Source organism: Erythrobacter sp. S227, from assembly GCF_057364925.1.
The window spans coordinates 417,751-437,008 of the sequence record NZ_CP200280.1; the positions used below are offsets into that span (position 1 = coordinate 417,751).

A 19,258-nucleotide genomic window follows, 5' to 3' on the forward strand; every position below is an offset into this window, starting at 1 on the left:
GGTTTAATCGCGCGCCTCATCCATCAGATCGCGCATGCGGCGGATTGCGGGTTCCAGGCCGGAGAAGATCGCCTCACCGATGAGGTAGTGCCCGATGTTAAGCTCAGCGACCTGCGGAATGGCGGCGATGGGTTGGACATTGTCAAAGGTGAGGCCGTGTCCTGCGTGAGGCTCAATTCCGTTTTTCGCGGCAAGGGCGCACATATCAGTGATGCGTTTAAGTTCGCTTGCGACCCGCTCGCTATCCCCATCAAGAATAGCATGGGCATATTCGCCGGTGTGAAACTCCACTACCGGCGCGCCAAGCCGAAGGGCCGCGTCCAATTGAGCTTCATTTGCTTCGATAAAGAGCGACACGCGAATGCCCGCCTCGTGCAATTGATCCACAATCGGCACCAAAGTGTTGTGCAGACCCGCCGCATCCAATCCGCCCTCAGTCGTGCGCTCCTCGCGCTTTTCCGGCACGATACAGGCGGCGTGGGGCTTGTGGCGCAGCGCGATGTCCAGCATTTCCTGCGTCGCGGCCATCTCAAGGTTGAGCGGCAGATCGGTCGCGTCTTGAATGCGCTGCAAGTCCTCATCGCGGATATGGCGGCGATCTTCGCGAAGGTGCGCTGTGATCCCGTCCCCGCCAACAGCCGCCACAATTTCCGCCGCGCGCACAGGATCGGGATGGTCCCCGCCGCGAGCGTTACGGATGGTGGCGACGTGGTCAATGTTGACGCCTAATCTCAATCGGTCGGGGATCATGGGCTTACTATTCTTTTCTGCTTCCGGGTTTGGTCACAGCTACGGCGGCGAGTTCTGGCGGGATGTTGTCTTCATCATAGGTCGGGAAATCAAAAGCCGCCAACGGGAAGAAAGGCACGCCCAGATCGACGGTCCCCATAGAACGGTCGATGAGCGAGCATTCCGCGATCACTTCGCCGCCTTCCTTGGCCACCGCAGCAATCGCCTCTCTACTGGAAAGGCCGGTTGTGACGACATCTTCGACCATCAGAACCTTTGCACCCGGTTCCAGAGCGAATCCGCGGCGCAGGTGGAAGACACCTTCGGGACGTTCGAGAAACATCGAATCCTTGTTCAAAACTCTTGCGATTTCCTGCCCGATAATGATTCCCCCCATCGCAGGGGAGACAACCACGTCCACTTTGGAAAGAATCTCGTCCGGAATGCCGTTTACAACCCCTCGGGCAAGCCGATTTGCCCTTGCAGGCGACATCAAAACCCGCGCGCACTGAAGGTAATGGCCCGAGTGTTTGCCCGAGGAAAGCTTGAAATGCCCCTCTAACAGCGCACCGCTCTCGCGAAACTCGGCGAGGACATCATCAACGGTCTTGGGGATGGATTGAGGTGAGGTCATTTTAGGTAATAATCCGTTGTAATCAGGAGCAGAAATATGAATTCTAATAGGCCAGTTGCTCGTGAATTGCGCCGGTAACATGGCCACTTGCATATTTTTCTCCCTAGAAGCGCTTGAGGCAGTGAGCAAGCGCGGCTAAGGGGTCTGAGATTGTGGCAGCAATGTCGCGAGAGATCGGGTCACATGCGGCTTCCTCGGGGGTCGCTGCGTAGCTCGACCGATGGGATAAATTTTAAAAAACCGATTAGGCACAGTTATGCGTCAGGCTTTCGACCGCTTTAATTTTGGAATTGTTGCACTGTGTGCAGCGCTCATGGTGCTTGTCGCGCCGCAAGGCTTGATGGCGCAAGACGCGCCTGCGGCTGCTACCGAAGAAGTCGCTGCGCCTGCGCAAGCTTCCGGCGGCTACACGCCGATGGCGCCAACGCCGGGTAAGGGCATGCCGACCTCATACGAGGACGATGCGCTGGCAAGCATGACTTTCCAGGACCAGTATTCGCAAGACGGTCTATATGCCCTGTGGATGCACGATACCATCCTGCTTCCGGTGATCACTGCGATCAGCCTGTTCGTTCTTGGCCTGCTTTTCTACGTGATGTTCAAGTTTAACCGCCGGTCGAATCCGAACCCGTCGCGCACCACGCACAACACGATGATCGAAGTTGTCTGGACCGTTGTTCCGGTGATTATCCTTGTGATTATCGCAGTGCCGTCGATCACTCTGCTTGCGCGCCAGTATGAAGAGCCGCCAGAAGATGCAATCACGGTCAAGGCTGTCGGTTATCAGTGGTACTGGGGTTATGAATATCCCGACCATGATGTTGAAATCATCTCCAACATGCTCACCGAAGAAGAAGCGATTGCTTCTGGCGAAGGCGAGCAATTCCAGATGGCTGTCGACAATCGCATGGTTGTGCCAGCAGGCGTTCCGATCCGTTTACAGACCACGGCAGCGGACGTGATCCACGCATTTGCGGTTCCGTCACTTTGGTTCAAACAGGACGCGGTTCCGGGCCGTTTGAACGAGCGTATGCTCGTCATTGACGAGCCGGGCGTATATTACGGTCAATGTTCGGAGCTTTGCGGCGCACTGCACGGCTTTATGCCGATCACTGTCGAAGCGCTTCCGATGGAAGAGTTCGAGGCATGGGTGCTTGAGCAAGGTGGTACTGTTCCAGGCGCAGAAGTCGCTGTGGAAGCCGAGACCGAGGCAACCGAGGAAGAGGCCGCTGCGTAACTCGCAGAACGGCCCGATTAGAATAGAATACACGCGAGAGAGCTAAAAAACTATGGCAACCACCGCAGACAACTTCGCACCGGCACCAGCAGCAGGGGCTACAACAGGCGGGCATGATGATCATCACGATCACAAGCCTAGCTTTTTTGCCCGTTGGTTCATGTCAACCAACCACAAGGACATCGGTACACTCTACCTGATCTTTGCGATTATCGCCGGGATCATCGGTGGTGCGATGTCGGGTGTGATGCGTATGGAGCTCATGGAGCCGGGCATTCAGTACCTGCACCAGTTTGCTGGCAGCTCTGAAGAAGATCTCGCGGCGGCTGGTCACATGTGGAACGTATTTATCACGGGCCACGGTCTCATCATGGTCTTCTTCATGGTGATGCCAGCGATGATCGGCGGTTTTGGTAACTGGTTCGTACCGCTTATGATCGGTGCGCCGGACATGGCCTTCCCGCGGATGAACAACATTTCGTTCTGGCTGACGGTCACTGGTTTCCTCTCGCTCCTCTTCTCGCTGTTTGTGCCGGGTAACTCCATCGGTAACGGCGCAGGCGTTGGTTGGACGGTCTATGCGCCGCTTTCAACGACGGGCGCACCTGGTCCAGCGGTCGACTTTGCGATCTTCTCATTGCACTTGGCGGGCGCAGGTTCGATCCTTGGTGCAACCAACTTCATCACCACCATTTTCAACATGCGTGCGCCGGGTATGACCCTGCACAAAATGCCGCTGTTCGTATGGTCGGTGCTTGTGACTGCTTTCCTTTTGCTTCTCGCGCTTCCTGTGCTTGCAGCGGCGATCACCATGCTTCTGACCGACCGTAACTTCGGGACGACTTTCTTCGACCCAGCGGGCGGCGGTGACCCTGTTCTTTACCAGCACTTGTTCTGGTTCTTTGGTCACCCAGAGGTGTACATCATGATCCTGCCGGGCTTCGGTATGGTCTCACAAATCATCGCAACCTTCAGCCGTAAGCCAGTGTTTGGCTACCTCGGTATGGCGTACGCCATGGTTGCAATCGGCGTTGTCGGCTTCATCGTGTGGGCTCACCACATGTACACCGTCGGCCTCGACGTAAACACGAAGATGTACTTCACCGCGGCGACCATGGTCATCGCAGTGCCAACCGGCGTGAAAATCTTTAGCTGGATCGCGACCATGTGGGGCGGCTCGATGGAGTTTAAGTCACCCATGGTTTGGGCGCTTGGCTTTATCTTCCTCTTCACCGTTGGCGGTGTGACCGGTGTGGTCCTCGCAAATGGCGGGATCGACGATAACCTCCATGATACATACTATGTGGTTGCTCACTTCCACTACGTATTGTCGATGGGCGCTGTGTTCTCGCTGTTCGCCGGTTTCTACTACTGGTTCCCGAAGATGAGCGGCCGGATGCACTCCGAGTTCCTCTCGCACCTGCACTTCTGGGTGTTCTTCGTGGGCGTGAACGTAATCTTCTTCCCGCAGCACTTCCTCGGCATGAACGGCATGCCACGCCGCTATCCTGACTATCCAGAGGCCTTCGCATTCTGGAACTACATCAGCTCTATCGGCTACATGATCATGGCTGTTTCAATGCTGATCTTCTTTGCGAACCTCGCTTATGCGTTCATCGCGGGCAAGAAGGCAGGGAACAACCCATGGGGTGAAGGTGCAACGACGCTTGAGTGGACGCTGACGTCACCACCACCGTTCCACCAGTTTGAAACCCTGCCAGTGATCGAGGATCACCACGATTACCACGATCACCGTCCGGCAACTGCCTAAGGACAGGGGCCTGATGAATGCGCTTCGGTGAAAGCCGGAGCGGCACAACCAAGCAAGGGGGAGGGCGCGCCAGTTAGGAGCGCCCTCTTCGCACACAAGGAAAAGGGCCAGAAGGCGCTAAGAACCGAGCAATGACCGCAAGCACAACCACAACAGCCACGATGCCGACAGAGTGGCGCGATTTCTTCGCGCTGACGAAGCCGCGAGTGATGACGCTGGTCGTGTTTACGGCGATTTGCGGTTTGCTGGCTGCGCCCGGCTCGATCCATCCGGTTCTCGGCTTCACCGCTGTGCTCGCGATCGCGATGGGCGCAGGGGGCTCTGCCGTCATCAACCAGTGGTGGGAAGCCGACCTTGATGCCGGGATGAAGCGCACCAAGGATCGCCCGCTTCCCGGTGGCCGTATGCGCCGCGATGATGCGCGCGATTTCGGCATGTTCCTGTCAGGCGTATCGGTGATGCTGATGGGTCTTGCCATCGGTTGGCTTGCCGCAGGACTGCTGTTTGCGGCCATCATCTATTACGCCGTCATTTACACCATGTGGCTCAAGCCGCGCACGCCTCAGAACATCGTGATTGGTGGCGGTGCAGGCGCGTTTCCTCCGCTGATTGGCTGGGTCGCTGTGACCGGTGAACTGACCGCGATGCCGATCCTGCTTTTCGCGATCATCTTCATGTGGACGCCGCCGCATTTCTGGGCGCTGGCTCTGTTTGTGAAGACCGATTACGCCAATGTCGGCATTCCGATGATGCCGGTTGTGCGAGGTGAGAAATCGACCCGCCACCAGATCCTTGCCTACACCGTCCTGCTTGCGCCCATCGCGGTTGCGCCATGGCTGATTGGCGGGACAAGCTGGGTCTATGGCTCGGTTTCCGTGGTGCTCTCGGTTCTGTTCTTTGCGCTTGCATGGCCTGTGGGCCTTCGCACCCGCGCCGAGAGTGATCCGATGAAACAGGAAATTCTCCTGTTCAAATTCAGCATCGCCTATCTGTTCGTCCTTTTCGCCGCATTGGTCGCTGATCGCGTGCTGTTTGCGCAAGGCGTTATCGGAGCGGGGTATTTTGCATGACACCCGATGACAAAGACGAATTCAAGCGCCGCCAGAGCGCGCGCAATTGGGTGGTAGGCGGAACGCTGTTGTTCTTTGCGGTCCTTTTCTACGCCATCACCATCGTCCGGATCGGGGATTGAGCCGGTGAGCGTGACCACGAGCCTCGACCAGGAGACTGCGCGCAGGAACGCCCAGACCGGCATGATTGCCATTCTGGGCGCGCTCGCAATGCTGGGTCTGGGGTATGCGGCGGTTCCGCTTTACGATCTGTTCTGCCGTGTCACCGGTTTCGGGGGCACCACGCAGGTCGCGACCGAGGCAGAGGCGAATGCAGCGGCAAACGCAGCAGCGACGATTGGAGCGACACGCGACATCTCGATCCGTTTCGACGCGTCGCTGGCGCGCGATATGCCGTGGGAGTTCGCGCCCACTCAGAGCACCGACACCGTGCGCATCGGTCAACGCGACATCGCGACCTATGTGGCGAAAAACAACACAGGCAAGCCCATCACCGGCACCGCGACGTTCAACGTAGAGCCGTGGCAGGCAGGCGCCTATTTCAACAAGATCCAGTGCTTCTGCTTCACCGAGCAGACGTTGCAGCCGGGCCAGGAAGTGACGATGCCCGTGCTCTATTACATCGATCCGGCGATCCTCGAAGACGACGTGATCGCCGATGTTGAGCAAATCACGCTCTCCTACACTTTTCACCGCGCGAAGGAGCCTGTAGATACAGCTCTGGACCGCTCGAAACCATCATCAGACCAAGCATCCTAAGGGACGGGAACAAGACCATGGCTGGCAATGTAAACCACGACTATCACATTCTGGAGCCCGATATCTGGCCGCTCGTCGGCTCGTTTTCGGCGCTGACCTTCACCAGCGGCATGGTGCTGAGTTTTTACCCTGACCTGTTTGGCGCTGCATCGAACATCGTGATCTGGGCAGGTCTTGCCGGCCTGATCGCGACCTTCTTCATGTGGTTCAAAAACGTAACCGTCGAAGCGCAGCGGGGCGACCACACGCCAGTCGTCCAACTCCACATGCGTTACGGCATGATCCTCTTCATCGCCTCTGAGGTGATGTTCTTCGTCGGTTGGTTCTGGAGCTTCTTCGACTTTGCCTTGTTCCCCGATGCGCTCTCCTATGACGCAGCGGCGGGTTCGACGCAGGCCCTCAACACGCTTGTGGGTGGCACGGAAATTCCGAAGGCCGACTTCATCCCGCAGGGCATGGAAGTGCTCGATCCGTTCAGCCTCCCGCTTCTCAACACGCTGATCCTGCTGTGCTCTGGCACGACCGTGACATGGGCGCACCACTCGCTGATCCACGGTGATCGTGAAGGTCTGAAGCAGGGTCTGTGGGCCACCATCGCTCTTGGCGCTTTGTTCAGCGGCATCCAGGCATACGAGTATGCGATTGCGCCGTTCACCTTTGGCGGCAACACTTACTCCAGCGCTTTCTACATGGCGACCGGCTTCCACGGTTTCCACGTTCTGATCGGTACGATCTTCCTCGCTGTGTGTTTGTACCGCGCCTACATCGGCCACTTCACCCCGCGCCAGCACTTCGGTTTTGAAGCGGCTGCGTGGTACTGGCACTTCGTCGATGTGGTTTGGCTGTTCCTCTTTATCGCAGTCTATGTCTGGGGCGGTTGGGGCGCTGTTTACCACTGATGAGTGGGCCCACCGGCCCTGAAAACACCAAAGGGCAGTCCGGTATCTTCCGGGCTGCCCTTTTGGGTTTATGCCCTCAGTGCAGCGAGCCGACCCTGTTCGAAGCGCCTGCAAGGGTGGCGATGGAGTGTTCGGGGTGCGGCCTTGATTTCACCAAATATGAACGTGGCGGAAGGGTAAGTGGATTGTTCACCGTGGTAATCGCTATCGTGCTGATTGTGATCGCCGTTGGGATCGAGAATGCGTTTCGCCCGCCCTTGTGGTTGCAGGCTGCCTTTTGGGCTCCCATGACGGTAGGTACGGTGATCTATTCGCTACGTCTGTTTAAGACCCTGCTGCTCTATGCCGCCTACGAAAACGCCAAGGACACATCCGAATGATCCGCCAATTGCCTCTGATCCCGACAATCCTTGTGGTCGCTGCGGCGGGCGTGATGGTGTGGCTGGGGTTCTGGCAATTGGGCAAGGTTGGTGTTCAAGAAGAACGGCTGCGCCAATATGAGATTAGCGCCGCCAATAGTGAGCCGGTCAATTTCCCTCTCACTCCAGCAGATGTCGATCGGACGGCATATCGCAAGTCTGTCTTGGATTGCGTAGAGACCATTGGCGAGCCTCGCATAGTCGCTGGCCGCAGCGCGCGAGGTCAAACCGGCTATGTGCAAGTGGTTACTTGCAAGTTGGCCTCGCGCGGCAAGGCAGATGTGCAATTGGGTTGGAGCAGGGGGACTTCTCCTGTTGCCTGGCCAGGCGGCGAAGTGATTGGCACGATTGAGCCCTTACGGACAGGCCTTGCGAAGTTGGTTGCCGATCCGCCCCTTGCTGGTCTGCAAGCCAATGCACCTGTTGAAAAGAAAGAGATCCAACACCTTGCCTATGCAGGCCAGTGGTTCTTTTTCGCTTTTGTGGCGCTGATGATCTATTTCTTTGCGGTGCGCTCAAAGCTGGCGCGGCGGGACTAACCCTCAACCGTCATCCTGAACTTGTTTCAGGATAACAAAACCCGCTCACGGTCATCCTGAAACAAGTTCAGGATGACGGGTTTATAGGGCTTCCTTCTTGCTCCCAAACCCGCACCCCGCTAACCGCTCTCCCACAATGAAGTACATCTCGACCAGAGGCTCCGCGCCCACGTTAGATTTTGAAGGCGCAACACTTGCAGGGCTTGCCAGCGACGGCGGGCTGTACCTGCCCGCTGAATGGCCGCGTTTTTCGGAAGACGATATTCGGGCGATGCGCGGGCTTTCTTATCCAGAGCTCGCCGCGCGGATTATGGCACCTTTCGTGGCAGGCTCGCTGACCGATGATGAGTTGGAAACCTTGTGCGAGCAGGTTTACGGCGATTTCGGCCATGCGGCGGTTACGCCTCTGGTGCAGTTGAATGAACAGCACTGGCTGCTCGAACTTTTCCATGGGCCCACGCTGGCGTTCAAAGATGTGGCGTTGCAAATGCTGGGCCGTTTGTTTGAGACCTTCTTGGAACGCCGGGGCGAGCAGCTCACCATCGTTGGCGCGACCAGCGGTGACACAGGCTCTGCCGCCATCCGCGCAGTGGCTGGCCTTGAGCGGGTCGAGATTTTTATGCTCCACCCCAGCGGCAAAGTCTCCGACGTACAGCGCCGCCAGATGACCACCGTGCGCGCGCCCAATGTGCACAACCTGGCGATTGCGGGCAGCTTTGACGATGCGCAGGCGCATGTGAAGGCGATGTTCGCTGACGAGAGTGTGACCAAGACGCTAAACCTTGGCGCGGTCAATTCGATCAACTGGGCGCGGTTGATGGCGCAGGTTGTGTATTATTTCTACGCCGGGCTCCAGCTGGGCGCACCGGACAGGGCTGCCGCCTACAGCGTACCGACGGGCAATTTCGGCGATATTTTTGCAGGTTATGTGGCCAGCAAAATGGGCTTGCCAATCGAGCAGTTGATTGTTGCCACGAACGTCAATGACATTCTCCACCGCGCGCTGACCGATGGCGACTATTCCACCGGCACCACCACGCCCACAATCACCCCGTCAATGGACATTCAGGTCAGCTCCAATTTCGAGCGGCTCTTGTTCGACGTAGGCGGGCGCGATGGTCACGCGATGGCTGAACAAATGCGCGCCTTTGAAAGATCCAAGGCGATGCAGCTCACCAATAGCCAGCGCAAAGGAGCGTCTGCTCTTTTCACCAGCGGCCGTGCCGATCAGGAAGAGACGACAAGAGCGCTCCAATGGGCCTATCGCCAGACGGCGCAGATCATTGATCCGCACACCGGCGTTGGCCTTCACGCAGCGCAGCAAGCCGAGCTTGGAGCCGATGTTCCTATTGTCACGCTTGCAACCGCACACCCGGCGAAATTCCCCGATGCGGTGGAGCGCGCAACCGGTGTTCGTCCGGCGCTTCCCGCACGTGTCGGAGACCTCTTTGGCCGCGAAGAAGCGATGGTGGAAATCGGCGGCGATTATGAAGCGGCCCGCGACTTCGTTCTCTCCAACGCCAGCGCGTCTGCCTGATGGCTGCCCTCATCCAGCAACCGCTGGTGATGGAATGCACCGGGTGGGACGCCTACAGGCTCCTCGACAGTGGTGCGGGCCGCAAATTTGAGGCGTTTGGCCCATACGCCTTTATCCGCCCCGAACCCCAGGCCATGTGGCAACCGCGCCTTCCCGATTGGGATGCGGCGGGCGAATTTGTGCCGGGCTCGGACGAGGATGGCGGTGGGCGCTGGAACCTCTCGCCCGAAGTCCCCGATGGCTGGGGGCTCCAATGGAATGACGTGCGCTTTACCGCGCAGCCGACGCCGTTTCGCCACCTCCAGTTTTTCCCCGATATGGCTCCTGTGTGGGACTGGATGCGCGACCAATTGGGCACTCGCAAAGATGCAGAGACGCTCAATATGTTCGGCTACACCGGGCTCGGGACTCTGGCACTCAGTGACCACGGCCGCGTGACCCATGTGGATGCGTCGAAGAAATCGGTCGCACAGGCCCGCGAGAACGCCGCGCTTTCAGGGATGGAGGATCGCCCGATCCGCTGGCTTGTCGATGACGCGGCCAAGTTTGCCGCTCGCGAAGTTCGCCGGGAACGACGCTATGATGGCATCATCCTTGATCCCCCCAAATTCGGGCGCGGTCCAAAGCAGGAAACATGGCGCATCGAGGAGGGGCTTCCCGGCCTTATCGGCGATTGCGCAAAGCTGCTCGATGACAAAAGCGCCTTTCTCTTCCTAACCGTTTACGCCGTGCGCATGAGCAGCCTGTCGATTGCGGGTCTGCTCGAAGAAGCGCTCGCGCATCTTCCCGGCAAAATCGAACATGGCGATCTGTCAGTGCGCGAAGAAGGGGAGGGCGCACGCCTCCTTCCCACAGCGATCTTCGCACGGTGGAGCAATCCGCAATGATGTTGATCTTACCGCTTGCGCCCTTCCTGATGTTCGAGGCGCCTTTCATGACGCAAAGCGATGCGGATCCAATTGTCTTCCGCATCCCCTCCGAAGAACCCGGGCCTCCACTTTCGAGCTTTGAGATCTGCTTCGACAAGGTTGAAAGGGTCCAGATCGGCACTTGGGATGGTTTTGGCAATCTGAGGGTTTCTATCGTTTTGAATGACGTCGGAGCCAAGGAGCTTGCCGAGGCGACGATAGCGAATGCCGGAAAAAAGGCCGAGGTTGTGCAAGGCGATGACGTTATCGTCAGCCCGATAATCAATGAGCCTCTTCTTGGCGGTAGTTTTGAAATAAGCGGCCTTGAGACGATTGAACACGCTGAGCAATTGCGGCAAGCGCTGCTTGGCCGCTGTACACCTGCGAAAGACGAAACCGAATGAACGATTCGCTCATCCTCGAAGTTGCCGATCTCGAAGTGAATGTCCTCACCGGCATCTATTCCGAGGAAACCGGCAAACCCCAGCCTTTGCGCATCACGGTGCAGGCGCGTTACGATATTGCGGACCGCTATGATCCCGATACGCCGCTGGATGCGAGCAAAAATTACATGGATTTGAAGCACGCGGCGTCCGAAGGCCTGCCAAAGGGTGTCCATTTCAAGCTGATCGAGGCGGTGGGCGACCACATTTGCGAAACGCTGTTTGTGCAGGATGCGCGCGTTCAGGCGGTGACGGTGAAGATCGTGAAGCTTGCCATTGCAGAAGGCAATGAGAAGATCGGTATCACTCTCCACCGCGAACGGCCCGCTCAATAAATGATGACGCTGGCGCAATATCACGTCTCTGAATTGCCCGAGGGGCCGCTTCAGGCGAGCGCGGTGTTTTTCGCCGAGCATTTGGATGCAGTGCGACAAGCGATGGGTAAAGGCGACCTTGTGATTGTCCTGCCTCCCGCTGGCCCCGACCACACAGATTGGCGGCAGTCTCTGGCGCGCGATCTTGCCCGCGACGCAGCGCCCACCCGCGTCAATGTGATCGGCGCAGGGGATGAGACGCAATGCCGTGCCCTGATCGGCTATTTGGCAGGTGCAAAAGGCGTCACGGGGCATTACGCTCAGACCCATGACTGAGGTAGGCACCAGGCAGCGCGATATTCTGAAGCTCGCCAATGAGGGCGCGCCTCTGATCGACACTTTTGGGCGCACGATTTCCTATCTGCGGCTGTCTGTGACGGATCGCTGCGACCTTCGCTGCACCTATTGCATGCCTGAACGCATGACCTTCCTGCCCAAGCGCGAAGTGCTCTCGCTTGAGGAGCTGTATGACCTTGCGACCGGCTTTATCGCGCGCGGGGTGACAAAGCTGCGCATCACCGGAGGCGAACCCTTGGTGCGGCGCGATATCATTGATCTGTTCACGGCCCTTGGGCGGCATCTTGAGGGGGGCGGGCTGAAAGAGCTGACGCTCACGACCAATGCGACGCAATTGGCGGACCATGCCCAAGGCCTCTACAAAGCGGGCGTGCGGCGGGTGAATATCTCGTTGGATACGCTCGACCGGGCGCGGTTTGCTGAGCTCACCCGGCGCGATGCTTTGCCGCAAGTGCTCGAGGGGATCGCAGCGGCGAAGGAGGCAGGGCTGCGGGTTAAGCTCAACGCGGTGGCTCTAAAAGGTGTCAACGAGGACGAGCTTCCCGACCTTATCGCCTGGGCGCATCACGAAGGCTGCGAAGTGACGCTCATCGAAGTCATGCCGCTTGGCGATGTGGAGGAGGAACGCCTCGACCAATATCTCCCGCTGAGCGATGTGCGGGCGCGGTTGGATGAGCGGTGGACGCTTACCGATAACAGCGCCAATACCGGTGGCCCTGCGCGCTATGTCGATGTGGCAGAGACGGGCGGACGCCTTGGGTTGATCACCCCGCATACCAACAATTTCTGCGATGGCTGCAACCGACTGAGAGTGACGGCGACGGGTCAGCTTTATCCCTGCCTTGGCGGGGGAGAGCGCGTGGACCTGCGCGCCGCGCTACGTTCCGATGACCCTGAAGGTGAACTTGCCAAGGCACTGGATAAAACCATGCTTATCAAGCCCGAACGCCACCATTTCCGCATGGATCAGCGCGGCGCAGCTCCGCATTTGCCGCGCCATATGTCGATGACGGGAGGGTAATCCGCATGGCTGTGAAGATCGTGTTCCTTGGGCCGCTTGCCGATATGGCGCGCAAACAAAGCACCGAAGTCGATGCGCCGCTTGATTGGGCAGGGCTGCTTGAGGTGGTCGGCTCAGACGTAGCTGACCAACTTACCCAGGAACGCGTCAACATCGCCTGCGGTGGCCGCGTGCTTGCCGACAAAACTGATTTGGCCGCGAAGGACGGCGATGAGGTCGCGCTTCTGCCACCTGTCAGCGGGGGCTAGGCAGGCGTGAAGGACGTTCGGCTCCTCACGGAGATGTTTATTCCGGGCACACTTGTCGGCCCGTTTACAAATGCGCATCCCGGTCTTGGCGGGGTCTGCACATTCGTTGGTGAGGTACGGGCCAATAAAGACGGGCAGGGCGAGGGCCAAGGCGCCAGAGACGATTGGGGCGTCGAGGCGCTCGAACTCTCCCACTACGAGCCCCTTACGTTGCCCGGCATGGAAGCCCTTGCGGACCAAGCCATCGAGCGTTTCGATCTGATGGGCCTTCTCATGGTCCACCGCGTCGGCATCATGCGCGTGGGCGAACCCATTGTGCTTGTATCGGCCGCTGCCCGCCACCGCAGAGGCGCGATTGACGCTGTTGATTTCTGCATGGACCATTTGAAAGCCGCCGCATGGTTCTGGAAACGCGAAAAGCGCGCCGATGGCTGGCACTGGATCGAGCCTCGTGCAGACGATTACGCCGATCTTGCGCGCTGGAATCAATAAAACGTTCCGCAATTTGATTTCGATCAAGGTGCGCCGTTTCGCTCCTCGCTAATTCTCCTCTCAACAAAGGAGATGAGCAGTGAGTAAGCATATCGACACCCAAGTAGAGCTGGGCAAGGCCCGTATCGTTGACGCACCGGTCGCAGAGGCCGCGCCAGTCGTCGACCGCAGTTTCGGGCTGCCAAAAGAGCTCTATCTCTACACTGTCGCTTCTTATCTCGGCTTTATCGCGATCATGGCAATTGCCTTCATCAATCCGGTTCTGATCATTCCGATGGTGATTTTCGCCGGATTTATTATCGCAGGTTTTGGCGTGCCGGCCATTTTCACACAGCTTAAAGGCAATGACAGCAAAGCCATGGGCTGGGGCGAGTTTGGCACCAAGGGGATTATGACCAACACCGGTCCGCTCGCTGCGCGCGATGCGACAGCGCAAGTCCTTATCCTGCCTGTTCTGCTGGTCTGCTGGGGAGTTGCCGCAGCGATTATCGCAGCGATTGTTTCCTGAGGAAATCCTTGGAGCAAAGCTCAAGGGATCGCTTTCTCCTCAGGGTGTTAGAGTGACATTAGCGCCCTGAAATATCCCTCAGGAGCGCGGGGTCGGCAAGTTCGATCCCGCGCTTTCCTTTACGTGACAGCGCGCCCATTTCTTCCAGCTCGCCCAGCTTGCGGCTCACCGTCTCGATCGTCAGGCCCAGCATATTCGCTATCTCTCCGCGTGTCAGGGGCAGTTCGAATTCGGTCGCAATGTGACAGGACGAATCGCTGGCAGCAGCGGCAAAATCGTGGAGCAAGGCCGCGAGCCGCGTTTCGGCAGAGGCATGCGCCGTCAGCTCCAAAAGGCTGCGGGTGGCCAGCAAATCCTCTTGCGAGCGGCGCAGGAGAGCGCGGGCCAAAGCTGGGTAATCGTCAATCGCCCGCTCGATATCCTTGCGGGCAAAGGTGCAAAGCTGGCTTTCGGTCAAAGCGACCACGTCATGGTGGGCAAAGGGGCTGAACAGTTCGCCGATGAACCCTGACGGGTGCACCAGGCTGAGGATTTGTTCGTTGCCTTCTGCATCGAAGGCGCTGATTTTAAGGGCGCCGCTGACCAGAGTGGCGCAGGCCGCCTCGTCATCGCCTGCAGCAAAAAGCATTTCGCCGCGTTTCAAAACCCGTGTCCGGCCCGCTGCTGCCAGTGCATCGCGCTCTTCTTCGCTCAATACGGCGCAGGCTGCGCTGTCTTTAACGGGGCAAGTGGCACACATCTGGTTCATCGGGTCATTGCCTTATTGAGCGAATCGAGGGCCGCGTCCTGCTGCTCGATCATCTTGACGATCGAACTTTGGAAATCGCGTATTTCGCGGGTGCGTTTAAACCCTGTAGCAGCTTTCACTTCCAAAAGATCGAGATCCGACAATGCAAGAGCGGTTTGCGCGCGCAAAGAGGTGAGCTGTGCAAACCCTGCGAGCGCCCGGGCACGCCGGTCGTCGTCTGGACCCACGCCCCTTGACGCGGCGACCAGATTGCGCACTTCGCCTTCCATTGCGGTGAAGCGCGCATGTGCTTCCTGTGCCCGGTCATGCGGCGCGTCGAGCGCGTCCAGATCGCTAATGCCGATGACAGAAGGCTCTTCGGAGGATGCGGGCTCAAGCGTGCCTTGAACCCGCTCTGCATCGCGCACAGCAAGCGAGGGGTAGCGTTCATCAGCCGATGCGCATCCGGTAAGCGACAAGCCGACAAGAACGGCCAATCCGAGGTATTGCTGTGATTGTTTCATGATCCCAACGGGTCTTATCATGCACACAGCCAAGCGCAAATACACATCAGCGCCCGCAATTGTGGTACTTTGGGGCAAAAGCAGCGTTGACTCAAACGCCCCATTCCCTTAACGGCACGCTTCCTTCTGGCGCGGCTTTGCGGCTGCGCTCTCCAAACGTTTGTGTTTGGATGGTCCGGTGGGTGTGAATGTCTCGCACTTAATCGGACAGCTTTAAGAAACGAGAGTATTTAGCCATGTTCGCGATAGTGCGCACTGGCGGCAAGCAATATCGGGTTGCCGCTGGAGACAAAATTGCCGTTGAAAAGCTCGCCGGAGAAGCCGGTGACACCATCACTTTGGGCGACGTTCTGCTCGCCGGCGAAGGCGACACTGTTGCTGACGCAAGCAAGGTAACCGTTTCGGCAGAGATCATCGCTCAAGCCAAGAGCGAGAAGACGATCGTTTTCAAAAAGCGTCGTCGTCACAACTACCGCCGTAAAGCCGGTCACCGTCAGCAGATGACGCTTCTGCGCATCACTGATGTTGGCGCTGGCGCTAAGAAGGCTCCTGCGAAGAAGGCGGCTGCTCCTAAGAAAGAAGCAGACACCGAAGCAAAAGCAGCGCCCGCCAAGAAGGCTCCGGCAAAAAAAGCAGCTCCGAAGGCAGCGGCCGAGAAGAAGCCTGCAGCGAAAAAAGCTCCCGCCAAAAAGGCACCGGCCAAAAAAGCCGCGGACCCAAAGCCCTCAGCGGCCGAAGACAAGAAGTAAGGATCAGGACCCATGGCACATAAAAAAGCAGGCGGTTCATCACGTAACGGTCGCGACTCAGTTGGTCGCCGCCTTGGTGTGAAGAAGTTCGGTAGCGAGGCTGTCGTCGCCGGCAACATCATCGTGCGTCAGCGCGGCACCAAATTCTATCCGGGCGAAAACGTGGGTATGGGCAAAGACCACACCCTATTTGCGCTCGAGCATGGCGTGGTCCGATTCCACACCGGCAAGCAATCGCGCAAATACGTGTCAGTCGACGCGATTGCGGAAGCAGCCGAATAAACGGACGGTTCAAGAAAAGGATCGTCCAACGGGGCGGTCCTAGCCGATGACACAATCGGCACTTTAGAGGGAGAAGGGCCACCCCGATTACGGGGAGCCCAACTCCCTCTTGTCGTTTCTCCCTCTCGAGTTTTTGGCGCACTTCACCGGATTTAACTGGTCAGGTGCAAACAATCTGTCATCTAGGTCGCTTAGGGGCGACCTTGTCTGGCAAGAGAGGAAACGAACCCGTGTTCCATCGCAGTGAACGTCTATTGCTAAGACCGATCTGGCCCGAAGATTGGCAAGCCGTCTATGGCGGCATTGCGGATGAAGGTGTCGTACGCAATCTTGCCCGCGCGCCCTGGCCATATTCTAAGCAAGACGCGCGCGATTTCGCCTCGCGCGTACCTGCGCCCAATGAACCGCGTTTTCTGATCACAACGGCGTGCAATGGACATGTTGTGGGCTGTATTGGCCTTGATGCTCATGATCCGGAGTATCCCGGAGCGGTTGAGATCGGTTATTGGATCGCGCGCCAGCATTGGGGCAAAGGCTTTGCCACAGAAGCGGGCAGGGCTGTGCTCTCTATCGCTGATGCACTTGGCTATCCGCGCGTTTACGGCTCGCATTTTCTCGACAATCCGGCCTCGGGCACGGTGCTTCGCAAGCTTGGTTTCGAGCCCACCGGCCGCGTGATTGAGCGCCATTCGTGTGGCCGGGGCGAGGCGGCGATGACAGCGGAATTTGCGCTTGAGCTTGCAACTGCGTCTGGCAATTCGGACAGTAAGGCTGCCTGATTGGAGCTACCCTGTATGTTTAAAGCGCCACGCTATGCCTTGAGCGTACAGGGGAATTCCCCTAGATCGTTTGACGATGACTGGTCGCAAACGATTAAGCCCTGAAGAATCGCGCAAATCTGCTCTTGAAGCGGCGCGCGGTCTGTTGATCGAGACAGGCCCGCAATCGGTAACGCTGAAGGCTGTGGCCGCGCGCATCGGGCGCACGCATGCCAATTTGCTCCACCATTTCGGTTCGGCATCCGGGCTGCAAAAGGCACTGGCAGAGCATTTGGCCAAGACCGTTTGCGAGACCATCATTGAGGCGGTGCGCGCAAGCCGTGCCGGCCTTGGTTCGGCCCGCGAAGTCGTTGATCTGGCCTTCGATGCGTTTGACCGCGAGGGGGCAGGGGCGCTCACCTCATGGATGTTGCTGACGGGCAATGAGGATGCGCTCAATCCGATTATCAGCACAATCCACGAGCTGGTCGACGAGATCGCGCCCGAAGAAGCGCAGCATCATTCAGAGGACCCGATGCATGTTCACAAGGACACGCTGAGCCTGGTGCTGCTGGCATTGGGTGATGCGCTTATCGGGGCGGCACTGGCGAAGTCTCTTGGCCTGCCACGCGATGCAGCGCGCGACCGGGCGGCGGCCAATCTGGAATCCTCGATGGCCGTTCATCACGGCGAAAATGCTACTCGCTAATTCCGGCTGCTTGCCATTGGGGCAGGGTGGCCGGGTCCAGATCCGTCACGCGCAAATGGTCAATCGCCAGGCCAAGTTCTGGATGCGCGGCCTTGCGCCGTTTCTCTTGAGATTGCTCCAGAGGCACCACCACCAGCCGCCGATTGACCTTCTGCCGCCAATTCATGCGCGCGGTGTTTTCCTGCCCGATATAGCAGCCTTTTTCGAAGCTTACGCCCGATAGCTCGACTGCATTGGTCTCCAGCCACAGAATGTCGCCAAGCTCCGCGCTACCCTCTGGCACGCCGAGCGAGAGGCGGTGGGCAAGGTACAAGTCATCACCGTGATCGCCATCGGTGACTGGCGCAATCCAACGGTGGCCCAATGCGGCAAGGCGCGGGTCTGGCACTGCTCCAGCGGCGGGTTGTGGTGACCAATGCACCGCAAGGCTTTCATCGTGGGAGATAGCGATCTTGCGGCGCAGGCGATAGAGAGAGAGGCGTTTGGCAAGGTCGTCGGCAACCCTCTCTTCGCAATCGAGCAGCAAATCGTCGCCGTCGGCCCACACGAAAAAGTCGAACATCGCCTTGCCTTGCGCCGACAACAGCGCGGCGTAGACGGGCAGATCGCCGCTGACATCATTGGTGACGAGCCCTTGCAGGAAGCTGCGCACATCTTCGCCCGCTTCTTCGGCGTGCATCCGAACAATACTGCGTGATTTCAGAAGTGTAGCGCTCATAGTTCCAACTCTCTTGCAATCGCATCGGCAAGAGTCTCGCCCATTTGCGGCCCTTGCTGAGGGTACAGATAGGGTTCGATGAGCTCGGCTTCCATAACCATCAGCTTTGTGTCTTCGCCCTCCAGCATATCTATGCGCGCATAAAGCGGGGCATCGAAGGGCAGCGCGTCGATGATCGCGCTTGCCTGTGCGATCTCTTCTGAAGTGGGTTCATGCGTCAGCTCGCGCCCGCCATAGAGCGATTGAATGCGGTAATCGCCTGATGCCGGAAGTTTGCGCACACAGTGGCTGTAAGTGCCTCCAAAGAACAGGAAGCTTAGCTCGCCTTTTTCGCCGATTGCGGGGAGGAAGGGTTGGACCATGGCCGGGTGATCAAAGTGCCAGTCTGCTGGCACTGCGCCGCGTTGCAGAAGGTCCTGCCCTTCCGCGCCTGCACCAATCTGGCGTTTCACAACGAGTTGATCGCAGTCGAACTGATCAAGAGCGGCATCGGCATCGTTTGCGTTCAAGCGGTCGAGCCACAGCGTAGGGATGGTGCGTGCGCCGCGTTCTGAAAGCTCGCGCAGATAGGTTTTGGTGATGTTCCACCGGACAATTTCCGCACGGTTACATACCTTTATCCCCGCCGTCTCGATGGCTTTCAGCTTTGCCACAAAAGCATCGGCCTTGTCGGCATAATTCCACGAAGTGCCGAGCATCACGAGGTCCACCCCGTCAAACGCTGGCATGGGCGCTTCCCAATCAATTACGCGCAACTCCCAACCCTTTTGTGCAAAAGCAGGATTGATCGCCTCAATCATAAGGTCATGCTCAAAGGCGTCTTCGCGGCGGGAGTGTGAGCCGGGAAGGGTGGTTTCGCAGGCGAGAAATCCGATAGTCGTCATGGGACCAAGCCTTAGGCGCGCG

27 protein-coding genes are annotated in these 19,258 nt (G+C 58.3%); 21 read left to right on the top strand and 6 right to left on the bottom strand.

Annotated elements, in window-relative coordinates; translation table 11 throughout:
- Window positions 1-3 precede the first annotated feature (3 nt).
- Window positions 4-750 (bottom strand): pyridoxine 5'-phosphate synthase, encoded by a 747-nt coding sequence (locus tag AC0V6Q_RS01920; RefSeq protein WP_486166752.1) that lies wholly within the window; start codon window positions 748-750, stop codon window positions 4-6.
- A 7-nt stretch (window positions 751-757) separates the two neighbouring features.
- Window positions 758-1,363 (bottom strand): orotate phosphoribosyltransferase, encoded by a 606-nt coding sequence (gene pyrE / locus AC0V6Q_RS01925; RefSeq protein WP_486166753.1) that lies wholly within the window; start codon window positions 1,361-1,363, stop codon window positions 758-760.
- A 256-nt stretch (window positions 1,364-1,619) separates the two neighbouring features.
- Between pyrE and coxB the strand changes: the two genes are divergently transcribed.
- The 17 genes from coxB (at window position 1,620) to AC0V6Q_RS02010 (ending at window position 13,885) form a co-directional block, all read left to right on the top strand.
- Complete coding sequence (gene coxB / locus AC0V6Q_RS01930; RefSeq protein ID WP_486166754.1) at window positions 1,620-2,600, top strand: cytochrome c oxidase subunit II; 981 nt, start codon at window positions 1,620-1,622, stop codon at window positions 2,598-2,600.
- Window positions 2,601-2,652: 52 nt separating this feature from the next.
- Window positions 2,653-4,371, top strand: coding sequence for a cytochrome c oxidase subunit I (gene ctaD, locus AC0V6Q_RS01935; RefSeq protein WP_486166755.1), 1,719 nt, complete (start codon window positions 2,653-2,655; stop codon window positions 4,369-4,371).
- Window positions 4,372-4,502: 131 nt separating this feature from the next.
- Entirely contained in the window at window positions 4,503-5,441 is a 939-nt protein-coding gene (locus tag AC0V6Q_RS01940) for a heme o synthase (protein ID WP_486166756.1), read from the top strand.
- Complete coding sequence (locus AC0V6Q_RS01945) at window positions 5,438-5,563, top strand: hypothetical protein (protein WP_486166757.1); 126 nt, start codon at window positions 5,438-5,440, stop codon at window positions 5,561-5,563. Before AC0V6Q_RS01940 ends, AC0V6Q_RS01945 begins: the two co-directional genes overlap by 4 nt.
- Before the next feature lie 10 nt (window positions 5,564-5,573).
- Entirely contained in the window at window positions 5,574-6,200 is a 627-nt protein-coding gene (locus tag AC0V6Q_RS01950; RefSeq protein ID WP_486169223.1) for a cytochrome c oxidase assembly protein, read from the top strand.
- A gap of 17 nt (window positions 6,201-6,217) precedes the next feature.
- Entirely contained in the window at window positions 6,218-7,099 is an 882-nt protein-coding gene (locus AC0V6Q_RS01955) for a cytochrome c oxidase subunit 3 (protein ID WP_486166758.1), read from the top strand.
- Window positions 7,099-7,479: a DUF983 domain-containing protein gene (locus AC0V6Q_RS01960; protein ID WP_486166759.1), complete on the top strand. Its 381-nt coding sequence runs from the start codon at window positions 7,099-7,101 to the stop codon at window positions 7,477-7,479. Before AC0V6Q_RS01955 ends, AC0V6Q_RS01960 begins: the two co-directional genes overlap by 1 nt.
- The gene (locus AC0V6Q_RS01965; protein ID WP_486166760.1) at window positions 7,476-8,057 is read left to right on the top strand and encodes an SURF1 family cytochrome oxidase biogenesis protein; all 582 of its coding nucleotides are present in this window, start codon (window positions 7,476-7,478) and stop codon (window positions 8,055-8,057) included. The genes AC0V6Q_RS01960 and AC0V6Q_RS01965 overlap by 4 nt, the downstream gene beginning before the upstream one ends.
- 136 nt (window positions 8,058-8,193) lie before the next feature.
- Window positions 8,194-9,594 (top strand): threonine synthase, encoded by a 1,401-nt coding sequence (gene thrC / locus AC0V6Q_RS01970; RefSeq protein WP_486166761.1) that lies wholly within the window; start codon window positions 8,194-8,196, stop codon window positions 9,592-9,594.
- Entirely contained in the window at window positions 9,594-10,481 is an 888-nt protein-coding gene (locus AC0V6Q_RS01975) for a class I SAM-dependent methyltransferase (RefSeq protein ID WP_486166762.1), read from the top strand. Before thrC ends, AC0V6Q_RS01975 begins: the two co-directional genes overlap by 1 nt.
- Window positions 10,478-10,906: a SecDF P1 head subdomain-containing protein gene (locus tag AC0V6Q_RS01980; protein WP_486166763.1), complete on the top strand. Its 429-nt coding sequence runs from the start codon at window positions 10,478-10,480 to the stop codon at window positions 10,904-10,906. Before AC0V6Q_RS01975 ends, AC0V6Q_RS01980 begins: the two co-directional genes overlap by 4 nt.
- Window positions 10,903-11,280 carry a dihydroneopterin aldolase gene (locus tag AC0V6Q_RS01985; RefSeq protein WP_486166764.1) on the top strand — a complete coding sequence of 126 codons (378 nt, stop codon included), beginning with the start codon at window positions 10,903-10,905 and terminating at the stop codon, window positions 11,278-11,280. The genes AC0V6Q_RS01980 and AC0V6Q_RS01985 overlap by 4 nt, the downstream gene beginning before the upstream one ends.
- A complete protein-coding gene (locus AC0V6Q_RS01990; protein ID WP_486166765.1) occupies window positions 11,281-11,595 on the top strand; it encodes a Rossmann fold domain-containing protein in 315 nt (104 codons plus the stop codon).
- Window positions 11,588-12,637, top strand: a complete 1,050-nt coding sequence (moaA, locus tag AC0V6Q_RS01995) for a GTP 3',8-cyclase MoaA (RefSeq protein ID WP_486166766.1) — start codon at window positions 11,588-11,590, stop codon at window positions 12,635-12,637. Before AC0V6Q_RS01990 ends, moaA begins: the two co-directional genes overlap by 8 nt.
- Before the next feature lie 5 nt (window positions 12,638-12,642).
- Window positions 12,643-12,885, top strand: coding sequence for a MoaD/ThiS family protein (locus AC0V6Q_RS02000; RefSeq protein WP_486166767.1), 243 nt, complete (start codon window positions 12,643-12,645; stop codon window positions 12,883-12,885).
- A 6-nt stretch (window positions 12,886-12,891) separates the two neighbouring features.
- Window positions 12,892-13,377, top strand: coding sequence for a molybdenum cofactor biosynthesis protein MoaE (locus tag AC0V6Q_RS02005; protein WP_486166768.1), 486 nt, complete (start codon window positions 12,892-12,894; stop codon window positions 13,375-13,377).
- A 79-nt stretch (window positions 13,378-13,456) separates the two neighbouring features.
- Window positions 13,457-13,885, top strand: coding sequence for a hypothetical protein (locus AC0V6Q_RS02010; protein ID WP_486166769.1), 429 nt, complete (start codon window positions 13,457-13,459; stop codon window positions 13,883-13,885).
- Window positions 13,886-13,943: 58 nt separating this feature from the next.
- Here AC0V6Q_RS02010 and AC0V6Q_RS02015 read toward each other — a convergent pair whose 3' ends face one another.
- Complete coding sequence (locus tag AC0V6Q_RS02015; RefSeq protein WP_486166770.1) at window positions 13,944-14,633, bottom strand: Crp/Fnr family transcriptional regulator; 690 nt, start codon at window positions 14,631-14,633, stop codon at window positions 13,944-13,946.
- Window positions 14,630-15,136, bottom strand: coding sequence for a hypothetical protein (locus AC0V6Q_RS02020; RefSeq protein ID WP_486166771.1), 507 nt, complete (start codon window positions 15,134-15,136; stop codon window positions 14,630-14,632). Before AC0V6Q_RS02020 ends, AC0V6Q_RS02015 begins: the two co-directional genes overlap by 4 nt.
- Before the next feature lie 236 nt (window positions 15,137-15,372).
- On the opposite strand from AC0V6Q_RS02020, the gene rplU reads away from it, so the two are divergent.
- The 4 genes from rplU to AC0V6Q_RS02040 all read left to right on the top strand — a co-directional run bounded on the left by rplU (window position 15,373) and on the right by AC0V6Q_RS02040 (window position 17,634).
- A complete protein-coding gene (gene rplU, locus AC0V6Q_RS02025) occupies window positions 15,373-15,885 on the top strand; it encodes a 50S ribosomal protein L21 (protein WP_486166772.1) in 513 nt (170 codons plus the stop codon).
- Window positions 15,886-15,897: 12 nt separating this feature from the next.
- Entirely contained in the window at window positions 15,898-16,167 is a 270-nt protein-coding gene (gene rpmA / locus AC0V6Q_RS02030) for a 50S ribosomal protein L27 (protein ID WP_486166773.1), read from the top strand.
- A 230-nt stretch (window positions 16,168-16,397) separates the two neighbouring features.
- Window positions 16,398-16,946 carry a GNAT family N-acetyltransferase gene (locus tag AC0V6Q_RS02035; protein ID WP_486166774.1) on the top strand — a complete coding sequence of 183 codons (549 nt, stop codon included), beginning with the start codon at window positions 16,398-16,400 and terminating at the stop codon, window positions 16,944-16,946.
- A gap of 76 nt (window positions 16,947-17,022) precedes the next feature.
- Complete coding sequence (locus AC0V6Q_RS02040; protein ID WP_486166775.1) at window positions 17,023-17,634, top strand: TetR/AcrR family transcriptional regulator; 612 nt, start codon at window positions 17,023-17,025, stop codon at window positions 17,632-17,634.
- Here the strand turns inward: AC0V6Q_RS02040 and ygfZ are convergent.
- Together ygfZ and AC0V6Q_RS02050 are read right to left on the bottom strand one after the other, a co-directional pair.
- Window positions 17,624-18,352: a CAF17-like 4Fe-4S cluster assembly/insertion protein YgfZ gene (gene ygfZ / locus AC0V6Q_RS02045; RefSeq protein WP_486166776.1), complete on the bottom strand. Its 729-nt coding sequence runs from the start codon at window positions 18,350-18,352 to the stop codon at window positions 17,624-17,626. The two genes, AC0V6Q_RS02040 and ygfZ, sit on opposite strands and share 11 nt — an antisense overlap.
- Window positions 18,349-19,236: an ATP-grasp domain-containing protein gene (locus AC0V6Q_RS02050; RefSeq protein ID WP_486166777.1), complete on the bottom strand. Its 888-nt coding sequence runs from the start codon at window positions 19,234-19,236 to the stop codon at window positions 18,349-18,351. Before AC0V6Q_RS02050 ends, ygfZ begins: the two co-directional genes overlap by 4 nt.
- Window positions 19,237-19,258: the final 22 nt, after the last annotated feature.

Bases quoted from the DNA above. Each gene is read 5' to 3' on its own strand.
- AC0V6Q_RS01920 (WP_486166752.1), bottom strand. From the start codon at position 750: ATGATCCCCGACCGATTGAGATTAGGCGTCAACATTGACCACGTCGCC.
- pyrE (WP_486166753.1), bottom strand. From the start codon at position 1,363: ATGACCTCACCTCAATCCATCCCCAAGACCGTTGATGATGTCCTCGCC.
- coxB (WP_486166754.1), top strand. From the start codon at position 1,620: ATGCGTCAGGCTTTCGACCGCTTTAATTTTGGAATTGTTGCACTGTGT.
- ctaD (WP_486166755.1), top strand. From the start codon at position 2,653: ATGGCAACCACCGCAGACAACTTCGCACCGGCACCAGCAGCAGGGGCT.
- AC0V6Q_RS01940 (WP_486166756.1), top strand. From the start codon at position 4,503: ATGACCGCAAGCACAACCACAACAGCCACGATGCCGACAGAGTGGCGC.
- AC0V6Q_RS01945 (WP_486166757.1), top strand. From the start codon at position 5,438: ATGACACCCGATGACAAAGACGAATTCAAGCGCCGCCAGAGCGCGCGC.
- AC0V6Q_RS01955 (WP_486166758.1), top strand. From the start codon at position 6,218: ATGGCTGGCAATGTAAACCACGACTATCACATTCTGGAGCCCGATATC.
- AC0V6Q_RS01960 (WP_486166759.1), top strand. From the start codon at position 7,099: ATGAGTGGGCCCACCGGCCCTGAAAACACCAAAGGGCAGTCCGGTATC.
- AC0V6Q_RS01965 (WP_486166760.1), top strand. From the start codon at position 7,476: ATGATCCGCCAATTGCCTCTGATCCCGACAATCCTTGTGGTCGCTGCG.
- thrC (WP_486166761.1), top strand. From the start codon at position 8,194: ATGAAGTACATCTCGACCAGAGGCTCCGCGCCCACGTTAGATTTTGAA.
- AC0V6Q_RS01975 (WP_486166762.1), top strand. From the start codon at position 9,594: ATGGCTGCCCTCATCCAGCAACCGCTGGTGATGGAATGCACCGGGTGG.
- AC0V6Q_RS01980 (WP_486166763.1), top strand. From the start codon at position 10,478: ATGATGTTGATCTTACCGCTTGCGCCCTTCCTGATGTTCGAGGCGCCT.
- AC0V6Q_RS01985 (WP_486166764.1), top strand. From the start codon at position 10,903: ATGAACGATTCGCTCATCCTCGAAGTTGCCGATCTCGAAGTGAATGTC.
- AC0V6Q_RS01990 (WP_486166765.1), top strand. From the start codon at position 11,281: ATGATGACGCTGGCGCAATATCACGTCTCTGAATTGCCCGAGGGGCCG.
- moaA (WP_486166766.1), top strand. From the start codon at position 11,588: ATGACTGAGGTAGGCACCAGGCAGCGCGATATTCTGAAGCTCGCCAAT.
- AC0V6Q_RS02000 (WP_486166767.1), top strand. From the start codon at position 12,643: ATGGCTGTGAAGATCGTGTTCCTTGGGCCGCTTGCCGATATGGCGCGC.
- AC0V6Q_RS02015 (WP_486166770.1), bottom strand. From the start codon at position 14,633: ATGAACCAGATGTGTGCCACTTGCCCCGTTAAAGACAGCGCAGCCTGC.
- AC0V6Q_RS02020 (WP_486166771.1), bottom strand. From the start codon at position 15,136: ATGAAACAATCACAGCAATACCTCGGATTGGCCGTTCTTGTCGGCTTG.
- rplU (WP_486166772.1), top strand. From the start codon at position 15,373: ATGTTCGCGATAGTGCGCACTGGCGGCAAGCAATATCGGGTTGCCGCT.
- rpmA (WP_486166773.1), top strand. From the start codon at position 15,898: ATGGCACATAAAAAAGCAGGCGGTTCATCACGTAACGGTCGCGACTCA.
- AC0V6Q_RS02040 (WP_486166775.1), top strand. From the start codon at position 17,023: ATGACTGGTCGCAAACGATTAAGCCCTGAAGAATCGCGCAAATCTGCT.
- ygfZ (WP_486166776.1), bottom strand. From the start codon at position 18,352: ATGAGCGCTACACTTCTGAAATCACGCAGTATTGTTCGGATGCACGCC.
- AC0V6Q_RS02050 (WP_486166777.1), bottom strand. From the start codon at position 19,236: ATGACGACTATCGGATTTCTCGCCTGCGAAACCACCCTTCCCGGCTCA.